The 12,147-nt window shown below is 66.4% G+C and carries 12 protein-coding genes and 1 pseudogene; 9 read left to right on the top strand and 4 right to left on the bottom strand.

The features are described from left to right. Positions 1 to 76: 76 nt before the first annotated feature. The gene (dnaA, locus tag C2847_RS01520) at positions 77 to 1,390 is read right to left on the bottom strand and encodes a chromosomal replication initiator protein DnaA (protein ID WP_105316722.1); all 1,314 of its coding nucleotides are present in this window, start codon (positions 1,388 to 1,390) and stop codon (positions 77 to 79) included. Here dnaA and mnmG point away from each other — a divergent pair. From mnmG to C2847_RS01500, 4 genes are read left to right on the top strand one after another with little or no spacing between them, the layout of a single operon-like run. Next, the gene (mnmG, locus tag C2847_RS01515; protein ID WP_341865786.1) at positions 1,287 to 3,248 is read left to right on the top strand and encodes a tRNA uridine-5-carboxymethylaminomethyl(34) synthesis enzyme MnmG; all 1,962 of its coding nucleotides are present in this window, start codon (positions 1,287 to 1,289) and stop codon (positions 3,246 to 3,248) included. The genes dnaA and mnmG overlap by 104 nt on opposite strands. Before the next feature lie 36 nt (positions 3,249 to 3,284). Beyond that, entirely contained in the window at positions 3,285 to 4,013 is a 729-nt protein-coding gene (rsmG, locus tag C2847_RS01510) for a 16S rRNA (guanine(527)-N(7))-methyltransferase RsmG (protein ID WP_105316757.1), read from the top strand. Further along, positions 4,007 to 4,759, top strand: a complete 753-nt coding sequence (gene soj / locus C2847_RS01505) for a chromosome-partitioning ATPase Soj (RefSeq protein WP_105316720.1) — start codon at positions 4,007 to 4,009, stop codon at positions 4,757 to 4,759. The genes rsmG and soj overlap by 7 nt, the downstream gene beginning before the upstream one ends. Next, on the top strand, positions 4,743 to 5,555 hold the full coding sequence (locus tag C2847_RS01500) for a ParB/RepB/Spo0J family partition protein (RefSeq protein WP_105316719.1): 813 nt from the start codon (positions 4,743 to 4,745) through the stop codon (positions 5,553 to 5,555). Before soj ends, C2847_RS01500 begins: the two co-directional genes overlap by 17 nt. Here C2847_RS01500 and C2847_RS01495 read toward each other — a convergent pair. The 3 genes from C2847_RS01495 to C2847_RS01485 are packed head-to-tail and all read right to left on the bottom strand — an operon-like array spanning position 5,543 to position 8,530. After that, a complete protein-coding gene (locus C2847_RS01495; protein ID WP_105316718.1) occupies positions 5,543 to 7,612 on the bottom strand; it encodes a DNA internalization-related competence protein ComEC/Rec2 in 2,070 nt (689 codons plus the stop codon). The two genes, C2847_RS01500 and C2847_RS01495, sit on opposite strands and share 13 nt — an antisense overlap. Beyond that, complete coding sequence (locus C2847_RS01490; RefSeq protein WP_164835602.1) at positions 7,599 to 7,907, bottom strand: ComEA family DNA-binding protein; 309 nt, start codon at positions 7,905 to 7,907, stop codon at positions 7,599 to 7,601. Before C2847_RS01490 ends, C2847_RS01495 begins: the two co-directional genes overlap by 14 nt. Further along, positions 7,880 to 8,530: a hypothetical protein gene (locus C2847_RS01485; protein ID WP_105316717.1), complete on the bottom strand. Its 651-nt coding sequence runs from the start codon at positions 8,528 to 8,530 to the stop codon at positions 7,880 to 7,882. The genes C2847_RS01490 and C2847_RS01485 overlap by 28 nt, the downstream gene beginning before the upstream one ends. Positions 8,531 to 8,553: 23 nt before the next feature. On the opposite strand from C2847_RS01485, the gene C2847_RS01480 reads away from it, so the two are divergent. The 5 genes and pseudogenes from C2847_RS01480 to pfkA all read left to right on the top strand — a co-directional run. Beyond that, complete coding sequence (locus C2847_RS01480; RefSeq protein ID WP_105316716.1) at positions 8,554 to 9,204, top strand: glycerophosphodiester phosphodiesterase; 651 nt, start codon at positions 8,554 to 8,556, stop codon at positions 9,202 to 9,204. A 10-nt stretch (positions 9,205 to 9,214) separates the two neighbouring features. Beyond that, a complete protein-coding gene (locus tag C2847_RS01475; protein ID WP_105316715.1) occupies positions 9,215 to 9,745 on the top strand; it encodes an inorganic diphosphatase in 531 nt (176 codons plus the stop codon). 84 nt (positions 9,746 to 9,829) lie between these two features. After that, a complete protein-coding gene (locus C2847_RS01470; protein WP_105316714.1) occupies positions 9,830 to 10,327 on the top strand; it encodes a hypothetical protein in 498 nt (165 codons plus the stop codon). A gap of 1 nt (position 10,328) precedes the next feature. Next, a complete protein-coding gene (gene rsmI, locus C2847_RS01465; RefSeq protein ID WP_105316713.1) occupies positions 10,329 to 11,141 on the top strand; it encodes a 16S rRNA (cytidine(1402)-2'-O)-methyltransferase in 813 nt (270 codons plus the stop codon). Beyond that, positions 11,138 to 12,069, top strand: a pseudogene (gene pfkA / locus C2847_RS01460) (6-phosphofructokinase); the annotation flags it as partial. The gene rsmI and the pseudogene pfkA, both read left to right, overlap by 4 nt. Positions 12,070 to 12,147: the final 78 nt, after the last annotated feature.

The raw sequence follows: 12,147 nt of genomic DNA, 5'->3' as shown, positions 1-12,147 counted from the left end.
CCACAGCTTGTCCACAAGGTTATCCACAGGAAAACTGGGGTTATCCACAGGATTATCCACAGGTTATCCACAGGGGTCATGTCAGGGCCTCTTTCAGGCTGCGGAGTAACTTCTGCACCTCGCGGTCGCTTTCTGAAAGCTCCTGAACCTTTTGGATGGCATAGAGGACGGTGGTGTGGTCCCGCCCCCCGAAGAGCTGGCCGATTTCTGGGAGGGAGGAGCGGGTGAGTTCCCGCACTAGGAACATAGCGATCTGGCGGGGTAAAACCACCTCCTTGCGCCGGCCACCCCCCACCAGATCCTCCGGACGCAGGGCAAAGTACTCCGCCACCTTGCGCACGATCTCGTGGGGATCCACCTCCACTTCCTTGGAGGCGAAGATGTCGGAAAGCGCCTTGGCGGCCACGGCGCGGGTGAGTTCCACCCCGTTTAGGGAAGCGTAGGCGATGGTGCGCATCAGGGCACCCTCCAGCTCGCGGATGTTGGAGGTCACTTGCCGGGCTATGTACTCCAGCACCTCCTCGCTGATCCTGATACCCCGTTGCTCGGCGTTCATCTTGAGGATGGCGATGCGGGTTTCCAGGTCGGGGGGCTGGATGTCGGTGATGAGGCCCCATTCGAACCGGCTTCTTAAGCGGGCCTCGAGGGTCAGGATATCCTTGGGGGGCCGGTCGGAGGAGAGGATGATCTGCTTGTGGGCCTCGTAGAGGGCGTTGAAGGTGTGGAAAAACTCCTCCTGGGTGCGCTCCTTGCCGGCGATGAACTGGATGTCGTCCACCAAGAGAAGGTCCACGGAGCGGTACCGTTCGCGGAACTCCGTCATGCGGTCCTCGCGGATAGCGTTGATGAGCTCGTTGGTGAAGGTTTCCGTGGACACGTACTCGATCTTAAGGTGGGGAAAACGCTTGGCCACGGAGTGTCCCACGGCGTGCATGAGGTGGGTCTTGCCCAGGCCCACGCCCCCATAGATGAAAAGGGGATTGTAGGCCCGCCCCGGGGACTCGGCCACCGCCACCGCCGCCGCATGGGCCATGGAGTTGTTGGGCCCCACCACAAAGTTTTCGAAGGTGTACTTGGGATTTAGATTGGGTTTGGGGGTTTCGGGGGTGGGGGCGGTGTGGAAGATGTCCTCTTGGACTGGTAAGCTGGGGACCACCTTGAGCTCAAACCGGGGAGGCTGGGCCCCCAGGAGGCCCAGGGCCTCCTGGATCAGTTCCGCGTAGTGGCGCTTGATCCAGTCCAGGGCAAAGGAGGTGGGCACCGCCAGCTGGAGCACCCCATCCTGGATGCCCAGGGGGCGGATGCGCTCAAACCAGGTGTGGAACTCCACCTCGGTGATGTTGCGGCGGATGTGCTCCAGGATGTGTTGCCAGACGGCCTCGTGGGTCAAGGCTACCCCCCGCGTTTCCGGAGGAACATTCTACGCCAAGGCCTTGGGTAAAGTGGAGGGTGGGATGCGGTACGACGTGGTGGTGGTGGGAGGTGGGCATGCGGGGCTGGAGGCGGCCTGGGCGGCCGCGACCCTCGGGGTGCGGGTGGCCCTGGTCACCATCAACCCCGAGCGGATAGGCATGATGCCCTGCAATCCGGCGGTGGGCGGGCCCGGCAAAAGCCAGTTGGTGGCGGAGCTCACCGCCCTGGGGGGGCTTATGGGCCGGGCGGCGGACGCCACCGCCATCCACACCCGGGTGCTGAACCGCTCCAAGGGACCGGCGGTGCAAAGCCTGAGGGTCCAGGTGGACCGGGATCTTTACGCCCTTAAGGCCCAGGAAATCCTGGCGGAAAGGCCCATCCAGGTGATCCGGGGGGAGGTGGCGAGCCTCTTTGTAGAGGGGGGAAGGCTTCTTGGGGTGCGCACCGTGGATGGCCGGGGGATTGCCGCCAGGGCGGTGGTGGTGGCGGGGGGAACCTTCCTGGGCGGGGTGGTCTGGTACGGAAGGCGTTCCCGGCCAGCGGGACGGCAGGGTGAGCCGCCGGCCCGGTTCCTTTCCCGGAGCCTCGAGGCCGTTGGCCACACCCTGCGCCGATTCAAGACGGGGACCCCGCCCCGGATCCGGGCGGATTCCGTGGACTTTTCGGAGCTGGAGGTGGTGCCCCCGGAGGTACCCCCGGGAAGCTTCACGGGAAACCCGGGACCCCATGCGGCCAAGCTTCCCACCTGGCAGACCCGGACCACATCCCGCACCCACCGGCTGATCCTGGAGAACCTGCACCTGTCTCCCCTTTATGCGGGGGATATCGTGGGCATCGGCCCCCGCTACTGCCCCTCCATCGAGGACAAGGTGGTGCGCTTTTCCGATAAGGAGAGCCACTTGCTTTTCGTGGAGCCCGACGGGCTCGCCACCAGCGAGGTGTACCTGCAGGGGTTTTCCTCTAGCCTGCCGCCTGAGCTCCAGGAGGCCATGGTGAGGAGCCTGCCGGGGTTTGGGCGGGCGGTGATCCAGCGGTACGCTTACGCGGTGGAGTACGACAGCCTGGACCCCACGGAGCTCACCCGGGGGCTCCAGTCCCGCTTCCTCCCTGGGTTGTTTGCTGCCGGGCAGGTGAACGGCACCTCGGGGTACGAGGAGGCCGCGGCCCAGGGCCTGCTGGCAGGGCTAAACGCTGCCCGGTTTGCCCTGGGTCTTCCTGAGGTCCACCTGCCCCGGGAGAGCGGCTACATGGGGGTGATGGTGGACGACCTGGTGGGCCGGGGCACGGACGAGCCCTACCGCATGATGACCTCGCGGGTGGAGCTCCGCCTCCTCTGCCGGGCGGACAACGCGGACGAGCGGCTGGTGCCCCTGGCGGTGGAGTGGGGCCTTAGGCCCAGGGAGGACCTGGAAGCGGTGAGGGAAAAATACCGCCGGGTGGAGGCAGAGCTAAGGCGCCTCGAGGCCCTGCGCCTGGATGGGGTGAGCGGCCTGGTGTGGCTGAGGCGCCCGGAGAACACCTACGGGGCCTTGGTGGAACGCTTTCCCCCGCCGATCCCCTTGAGCCCTGAGGAGGCTTACCAGGTGGAGGTGAGGGCCAAGTACGCGGGGTACATAGAACGGCAGGAGCGGCTACGGGAGAAGCTGAGGGACCTGGAGGCCTTCCGCATACCCGAGGGTTTGGAGTTTCCCCGGGTCCCGGGCCTTTCCCGGGAGGCCGTGGAAAAACTTTCCCGGGTGAGGCCGCGCACCGTGGCTGAGGCGGCCCGGGTTCCCGGGATACGGGACTCGGATCTCACGGCCCTGTTGGTGCATCTAAGGGTGCTTTCCCGGTAAGAGGGGGATGTTTCCCGTGAAACATCGGGGGTGGAGGTGGCTCTAAGCCCAAAGGGCGTTCAGCTTCTGCTGGAGGGTGGAAAGGCCTTGGGGCTGGACCTCGAGGCCCACCTTGCCGCCTTTTCCCGCCTTTACGACCTCCTCATGGAGGCCAGCCGGCGCACCAACCTCACCGCCTTACGCACGGAGGAGGAGGTGGTGGTCAAGCATTTCCTGGACTCCCTCACCCTCCTCACCTTGCCCCTCTTCCAGGGGCCATGGCGGGTGCTGGACCTGGGCACGGGGGCGGGGTTTCCCGGGCTTCCCCTGAAGATCGTTCGCCCGGAGCTGGAGGTCACCCTCCTGGACGCCACCAAGAAGAAGGTGGCCTTCGTGGCCCAGGCGGTGGAGACCCTTGGGCTGAAGGGGGCCTACCCCCTCTGGGGCCGGGCGGAGGAGCTGGCCCATATGCCCAAGCACCGGGAGGCCTACCACCGGGTGGTGGCCCGGGCGGTGGCTCCCCTTTGCGCCTTGGTGGAGCTGGGCCTGCCCTTCGTAGCCCTGGGGGGGTATATGGTGGCCCAGAAGGGGCCGAGGGTGGCGGAGGAGGTGACCCCCTTGCCCAGGGCCCTAGCCCTCTTGGGAGGTGGCTTGGTTACCGTCCACTCCTTGGTTCTTCCCGTAGCCCAGGAGGAACGGAACCTGGTGGTGGTGCCCAAGGAGGCCTCTACCCCGGCCAAGTATCCCCGGCGACCGGGGGTGCCCGAGAAAAATCCTTTATGCTAGGGTCCAAGGTGTTGCGGCGGATCGCCCTGGTGAACCAGAAGGGGGGGGTGGGCAAGACCACCACCGCCATCAACCTGGCCGCCTACCTGGCCCGCATGGGAAAGAGGGTGCTCTTGGTGGACCTGGACCCCCAGATGAACGCCACCAGTGGCCTTGGGCTCCGGCCCGAGCACGGGGTGTACCAGGTGTTGCAGGGAGAGCCCCTGGAGGCCTTGGTGCAACCCGTGGACGGTTTCTATTTGTTGCCTTCTACCCCGGAGCTGGTGGGGGCCACGGTGGAGCTCCTGGAACGACCCCTGGCCCTAAGGGAGGCCTTGCGGGACGAGGAATACGATATCACCCTCTTGGACGTGCCTCCTAGCCTCTCCTCCCTTACCCTGAGCGCCCTGGCGGCGGCGCACGGGGTGGTGGTCCCGGTGCAGGCGGAGTACTATGCCCTGGAGGGGGTGGCAGGGTTGCTCTCCACCCTGGATGAGGTGCGCACCCGGCTGAACCCGCGCCTTAGGCTTCTCGGCATCCTCATCACCATGTACGACGGCCGGACCCTTTTGTCCCAGCAGGTGGAGGCCCAGCTTCGGGCCCACTTCGGGGAGAAGATGTTCTGGACGGTGGTGCCCCGGAACGTGCGGCTGGCGGAGGCCCCGAGTTTTGGCAGGACCATCGCCCAGCATGCCCCCACCTCGCCGGGGGCCCACGCCTACCGCCGTCTGGCCGAGGAGGTGATCGCCCGTGTCCAAGAAGGCTAGCGGCTTAGGGAGGGGCCTCGAGGCCCTCCTGCCCAAGGGCGGCGGAGGGGTGGTCCGGCTTCCCCTTTCCGCCATCCGGCCCAATCCCCACCAGCCGAGAAGGCGGTTCTCCCCGGAGGGACTGGAGGAGCTAGCTGCTTCCATCCGGGAAAAGGGTCTTCTCCAGCCCCTCTTGGTGCGCCCTAAGGGCGAGGGTTACGAACTGGTGGCAGGGGAAAGGCGCTACCGGGCCGCTGAGATGGCGGGCCTGGGCGAGGTCCCCGTGGTCATCCGCGACCTCACGGACCAGGAGGCCTTGGAGCTGGCTTTGGTGGAGAACCTCCAGCGGGAGGACCTCACCCCCCTGGAGGAGGCCCGGGGCTACCAGGCCCTGCTAGGTTTGGGCCTTACCCAGGAGGAGGTGGCCAAGCGGGTGGGTAAGGCCCGTTCCACGGTGGCCAACGCCCTGAGGCTTTTGCAGCTTCCTGAGGAGGTGCTGCAGGCCCTGGAGGAGGGGCGTATCAGCGCGGGCCATGCTCGAGCCCTTTTGATGCTGGAGCCTGAGGACCGACTATGGGGCCTGAGGGAGATCCTGGATAAGGGGCTTTCCGTACGCCAAGCCGAGGCCTTGCGGGAGCGCCTGATGCGGGAACGGGAGCGCAAAGCCCAGGAACCCTCCCCCCTTTCCCTGGAGCTTTCCCGGCACCTAGGCCTGCCGGTGAGGGTGGTGGGGGGAAGGAGGGGGAAGGTGGTCATCCACTACCGTTCCCTGGAGGAGCTGGAGGCCCTTTTAGAGCGGCTGGGCTACCAGGCGTAGCCGAAGAGGACCCGCACCGCCCCGTGTTGGTCGGTGCGGTAGACCGCTATCCCGCGCTGGGCCAGGCGCTTTAGGACCTCGGGGTGGGGATGGCCGTGAGGGTTCCGGCCTGCGCCGATGAGGGCCACCTGGGGCTGGATGCGCTCCAGGAGATCTACGTCTGTGCCCGTGCGGGAGCCGTGGTGGCTAACCTTAACCACCGCCACCTGCGGGGGGCTTAGCCTTCTTTCCACTTCCCGGGGCACGTCCGCCAGGAGGAGGGCCTTGGGTCCGGCGAAGTCCAGGAGGAGGACCAGACCGCTTGCGTTGTCATCTGCTTGCGGGCCAGGAGGCCAGAGGATCTTGAGGCTCCCTTTGCCCAGGCGAAGGCGGGTACCGGTTCCGGGGAAGAGGATGGGCACCTTCCGGCTTTGCAGGGCCTGGACCAGGGGGTGCTTCTTTGGGAAGGCGGGGGAGAGGAGGGCCAGGCCGATGGGAACCTCCTCGGCCACCTTGAGGAGGCCCCCGTGGTGGTCGGCGTCGGGGTGGGTGGCCACCAGGACCTCGAGGGCCTCCACCCCCAGGGCCCTTAGGGCCCGCAGAACCTTCTCCCCCTGCTCGGGCCGGCCCCCGTCCACCAGCACCTCGGCCCCACCCAGCCGGGCCAGCAGGGCATCCCCCTGGCCCACGTCCAGGGCAAAGAGGTCCAGGGGCTTGGGCCAGGCGGCAAGGAGGCTGGCTAGAAGGGGAAAGCTGGCGAGGAGGAGGGCTTTCCGCCAGGGGAGAAGCCGGTGCAGGGCCAGGGCCAAGGGGAAAAGCCCAAGGTAGTAAAGGGCGAACCCCAAAGGAGAAATTTCCCCCCAGCTTAGGGCTGGGCCGTGGCTTGCGGCCTGGGCCAGGAGAAGGAGGGCCCGGGCCAAAGGCTCCAGAAGGGGTGCCAGAAGACCTCCAAGGAAGAGCTTGAGGAATCCCAGGGGTACCAGGAGGGAGGCCAGGGGCAGGGCCAGGAGGTTGCTGAGGGGGGAGAGGAGGGGTAGGAAGCCGAAGCGGTCCAGGAGAAGGGGAACCAGGGGGACCTGGGCGGCCAGGCTGGTGAGAAGGGCTCCGGCCAGGTACCCCCGTGCTCCCTGGGGTCGGGGGAGGGCGGGCAGGAGGAGGGCGATCCCCGCAACCGCCAGGTAGGAGAGCTGGAGGGAAAGGCTTAGCAGGCTTGCGGGCCACCACAGGAGCTGGAGAAAGAGGGCGAGGCCCAGGGCCTGGAGCACCCCGGCGGCTCCAAGGCCGAGGAAGAGACCCAGGAGGGATAACCCGGCCATGAGGTTGGCCCGCACCAAGGAGGGGCTTGGCCCCGCCAGCCAGAGGTAAAAGGGAAGGGCCAGGAGGGCCAGAAGGTAGCGCCATCGGCCCAAAGGGGTGAGAAGGAAAACCAGGCTTGCCACCAGAAAGCCCACGTGGAGGCCCGAGAGGGCCAGGAGATGGGCGAGCCCCGCCTTTTGGAACTGGGTATAGGTGTCCTCCAGCTCCCTTTTATCCCCCAGGACCAAGCCCTCTAGGACCTCGAGGGCAGGGGGTGAGAGCCCATGTGCCAGGCGGGAACGGAAGGGAGCCCGGGGGTCGGGAAGCGGGGCCAGGGGTTCCGCCCGTTCCACGTGAAACACCCCCCTTATCCCCCGGGAGAGGAGCCAGGTGCGCTGGTCAAAGCCCCCGGGGTTGCGCTTGCCCTGGGGTGGAGCCAGGTACCCCCGCAGCCGGTAGCGGCCATCCTCCAGGCCCGGGTAGTGCTGCACCCAAAGCCTGTGCCCCTGCCAGAGGATGGTGCCTTGGTGGAGGGTGAAGACACCCTCGAGACGGGTGCCGTAAGGGGGTTCCGGTACGGGGAAAAGGAGGCCCCGGAGGAGGACAAAAACGAGCCCAAGGGCGAGGGGAAGCCGGAGGAGGGGGAGGAGGAAGGGCGCCAGGAGAAGGGCCCAGGGATGGAAAAGCCCCCAGGCTCCCAGGAGCCCGCCTAGACCCAAGCCCACCCCTGGACCCCAGGTGGAGAGGAGAGGCTTGGGGAAGACTGCCCTAGGGCCGTACATAGGGCCTGAGCCGTTCCAGGGTGGCGGGGCCGATGCCCTTGACCCTCAGGAGGTCCTCCACCCGGGCGTAGGGTCTTCCCTCCACGATCCTCTGGGCCAGCACGGGGCCGACCCCAGGGAGGCTCATGAGCTCCTCGAGGCTGGCTTGGTTCAAGCTGATGGGCTCAGGGGCTGGGGGCTCAAAGCTGGCCTCCGCCAGGGTTTCCACCCGCACCGGCTGGGGTTTCGGGACCAGCTTGGGCCAGAGGCTGGAAAGACCCAGGAGGGCTACCGCGAGGAGGTAGAAGAGGACCACTCCGTCAAGGCCAGACCGAGCCCGCCTAGGAGAACTCCGGCCAGGACCCAAGGATCCACCCCGGGATTCAGGGCCACGAAGGCCACGGTGTAGGCCAGGGTGAGGAGGGAAAGGACCTTTAAGGGAAGGGCCAAAGGGTTTCTCCCTCCTTGGGCCTTGGGCGTGGGGGCTGGGGGAGGGGACTCCGGCTCCGGGGCCAGCTCCACCGAGTCCCGTTTGGGAGGGGGTTCCTCCTCCCACACCGGGGCCTTCGGGGGCTCGGGAGGAGGGGGTGGGGGAGGGGTTTCCTGGGTCAGGGGAGCCTTGGGGCCGGGGGCGGGAGCCGAGGTGGCCTTGCGGGCCCGGGCCACGTGGGGTTTCAACCCCTCCAGAAAGGCCTTGAGCTCCTCCAGGGGGAAGGCCTTCAGGGGGAGGACCAGGGAATCCTCCTCCCCCTGCACCAAAAGGGTGCCGGCCTCTCCTTTGCCCACCCGGCGGATCCTGGAAAGCTCCAGGCGCTTTACCCCGGCGTCGTCCACGAAGACCAGGTGGGCCTCGGTGACGGCCAGAAAGCCACCCGGCCCTTCCAGCTTAGCCAAGGCTTCCTCGCCCAGGCGGGAAAACGCCGCTTCATACTTGCCCATGGCCCCATTGTATACTTCCCTTCGTGCCCTTGCGCTTGGGACACCGCGGTGCCCCTCGCCTGGCGGAAGGCGAGGCCCAGGTCTATGTGGAAAATACCCTGGAGGCTTTCCGCCAGGCCTTGGAGGCTGGGCTGGATGGATTTGAGCTGGACGTGCACCTCACCCGCGATGGGGTGCTGGTGGTGCACCATGACTTCACCCTGGGAGGCATCCCTATTAGCGGGGTTTCCTCTAGGGAACTCCCGGCTTATGTGCCCACCCTCGAGGAGGTGCTCCGGGCCTTCCCCGAAGCCTGGATCAACGTGGAGCTGAAAAGCCTTCCCCCGGAAACGGACGGCCGGGAGGAGGCCTTGGCCAGGCTCCTGGCCCGCTACCCCTCGGATAGGATCTGGGTGAGCTCCTTTGATCCCTTGGCCCTGGTGCGCCTTAAACGGCTTGGGGTGGGGCCCCTGGGCCTGCTTTACCAGCACGGGGAGGCGGAGGCCCTGGCCCCCTGCCTGGGGGTGGAATGGGTGCATCCCGAGGCCTCTTTGCTCACCGAGGACAGGGTCAGGGAGCTAAAGGTCCGTTACCGGGTGCTGGCTTGGACGGTAAACCGCCGCCAGCAAGCCCAAGAGCTTGCCGCCTGGGGGGTGGATGCCCTGGTCACCGATTTCCCGGGGGTCCTCGTATAATGGAGGGGCTATGGCGAACCTGAAGAGCCTTCCCGTGGGTAAGGGTGCCCCCGAGGTGGTGAACATGGTCATCGAGGTGCCCAGGGGTTCCGGAAACAAGTACGAGTACGATCCGGATCTTGGGGTTATCAAGCTGGACCGGGTTCTCCCCGGAGCCCAGTTCTATCCCGGGGACTACGGGTTCATTCCCTCCACCCTGGCCGAGGACGGGGATCCCCTGGACGGCCTGGTTCTCTCCACCTACCCCCTTTTGCCCGGGGTGGTGGTGGAGGTACGGGTGGTGGGACTTCTGCTCATGGAGGACGAGAAGGGCGGGGACGCCAAGGTCATCGGGGTGGTGGCGGAGGACCAGCGCCTGGACCACATTCAGGACATCGTCGATGTGCCCGAGGGGATTAAGCAGGAAATCCAGCACTTCTTTGAAACCTACAAGGCCCTCGAGGCCAAGAAGGGCAAATGGGTGAAGGTGACGGGCTGGCGAGACCGGCAGGCGGCCCTGGAGGAGGTGAGGGCCTGCATCGCCCGCTATGGGGCCCATTGAGGCCAGCCCCGGGGGATACTGGGAGGGGCCTCGCGAAAGGCGAGGCCCTTCTTATGCGGACTACAATAGGGTTGGAGGGGATTTATGGTCTGCCCGGCATGTGGGGAAACCCTGGAGTTGGAGGGGTACAAGGCGGGGGACCTCGTGGACTGCGAGGCCTGCGGGGCGGTCTTGCGCCTGCTTTCCAACGGCACCTTGGAGCTGGTGGAGGCCCCTCCTGAGGAGGAAGGGGAGGTCCTTTGGGGGCTTACCGCCTATGGGGAAGGGGACGAGGCGGTTCTGGTTTTTTCCGACGGTACCTTGGAGGAGGAGATGCGGACCCTCAAGGCCGACCTCCTGGAAGCCCTTCGCCGCCTGGAGGAGGGGGTGGGGGAGGAACCCCCCAAGGAGGCCGAGGACGAACCCAACCTGGAGCCCGACTACCTGACGGCTCATGTGGAAACCGACCAGGGCCCCATGGCCCTGCGCCGCATCCTTTTCCCGGGAAGCCCGGACCTTTTGGAGTTCACCCTGCCCTCGGGCTCGGTGTACCAGTTCACCTTCCGCGAGGTCCAGGAGCTTCTAAAGCCCATCCTCCTCTAAGGTGCGTCTGGTCCTGGTACCCACCCCCATCGGCAACCTGGAGGACATCACCCTAAGGGCCCTGAGGGTGCTCAAGGAGGTGGAGGTGGTGGCCTGTGAGGACACCCGGCGTACCGGGTTTCTCCTCCGCCACTACGGCATCGCTACCCCCACCCTGCGTTTGGACCAGCACACGATGGGGAGGGCCAGGGAACTCCTTTCCCCTTACGCTTACGTGGCCTACGCCACGGACGCCGGCACCCCGGGCATCTCCGATCCCGGGGCGGAGCTGGTGCGGCTGGCGTTAGAATGGGGCTGGCGGGTGGAAGCGCTTCCGGGTCCCACCGCCCTCATCCCCGCCCTGGTGGCCTCGGGCCTGCCCACCCACCGCTTTACCTTTGAGGGTTTTCTGCCCAAGGGGGGCAAGGAGCGCAAGGAACGGCTTTGGGCCCTGGCCCGGGAAGGAAGGACCGCGGTGCTGTACGAAAGCCCCCATCGTCTGCAAAAAACCCTGGAGGACCTCATGGGGATCTACGGTCCCGGGTATCCCGTGGCCGTGGTCCGGGAGATCAGCAAGGTGCACGAGGAGATCTTCCGAGGGACCCTAGAGGAGGCCTGGAGGCTGTTTCAAAACCCGAGGGGCGAGTTCGTTTTGGTGCTGGGACCCAAGGAGGCGCCACCTGTGGAGGCCAACCAGCTCTTGGAGGAGCTAAAAGCCCAGGGCCTTAAGGGTAAGGAGCTTTTCCGGGCCCTTCTGCAGAGGGGGGTTCCCAGGAACGAGGCCTATCGCCTCGCTTTGGAAGGGGAGAAGGAGCCTTTTGAGGAGGGGGAATGAAGCGCATAGGGGTCTTTACTTCCGGCGGTGATGCCCCGGGGATGAATGCGGCCATCAGGGCGGTGGTGCGCCAGGCCTATGCCTTGGGCCTCGAGGTGATCGGTATCCGCCGGGGCTATGCGGGCATGATCCAGGGGGAGATGGTGCCCTTGGGGGTGCGGGATGTGGCCAACATCCTTCAGCGGGGAGGAACCATCCTCCTCACTGCAAGAAGCCAGGAGTTCCTCACGGAAGAGGGCCGGGCCAAGGCGGCGGAGAAGCTCAAAGCGGCGGGCATAGAGGGCCTGGTGGCCATCGGGGGGGACGGTACCTTTCGCGGGGCCATGCGGCTTTTGGAGGAGCATAAAGTCCCCGTGGTGGGGGTGCCCGGTACCATCGACAACGACCTTTACGGAACCGATTACACCATTGGCTTTGACACCGCGGTGAATACGGTCCTCGAGGCCATAGACCGCATCCGGGATACCGCCGCCAGCCACGAGCGGGTCTTCTTCATCGAGGTCATGGGGCGGGACTCCGGGTTCATCGCCCTGGACGTGGGCCTAGCGGGGGGGGCCGAGGTGATCGCCGTGCCCGAGGAGCCCGTGGACCCCAGGGCCATCGCCGAGGGGCTTCTGGAATCCCTGCGCCGGGGCAAGTCCAGCTCCATCGTGGTGGTGGCGGAAGGGGCCTATCCCGGAGGGGCGGCGGGGCTTCTTGCCGCCATAAGGGAGCACGTGCCGGTGGAGGCCCGGGTCACGGTCTTGGGCCATATCCAGCGGGGGGGAAGCCCCACCGCCAAGGACCGCATCCTGGCAAGCCGCTTGGGGGCGGCGGCGGTGGAGGCCCTGGCCGGGGGGACCAGCGGGGTCATGGTGGGGGAGGTGGAGGGGGAGGTGGAGCTTACCCCCCTTAAGGAGGCGGTGGAGCGGAAAAAGGACATCAACCGNTGGCGCGGGGGTGGGAGCCTCGGGGAAGCCCTTTTGTAGGCTCCATTGCGGGAGTACCCGAAGAAGGAAATGGAAAG

The organism is Thermus tenuipuniceus, from assembly GCF_002964845.1.
GTDB lineage: Bacteria > Deinococcota > Deinococci > Deinococcales > Thermaceae > Thermus > Thermus tenuipuniceus.
The sequence above is the reverse complement of the archived record's forward strand: the minus strand, read 5'-3'. Positions and strand labels throughout refer to the sequence as shown.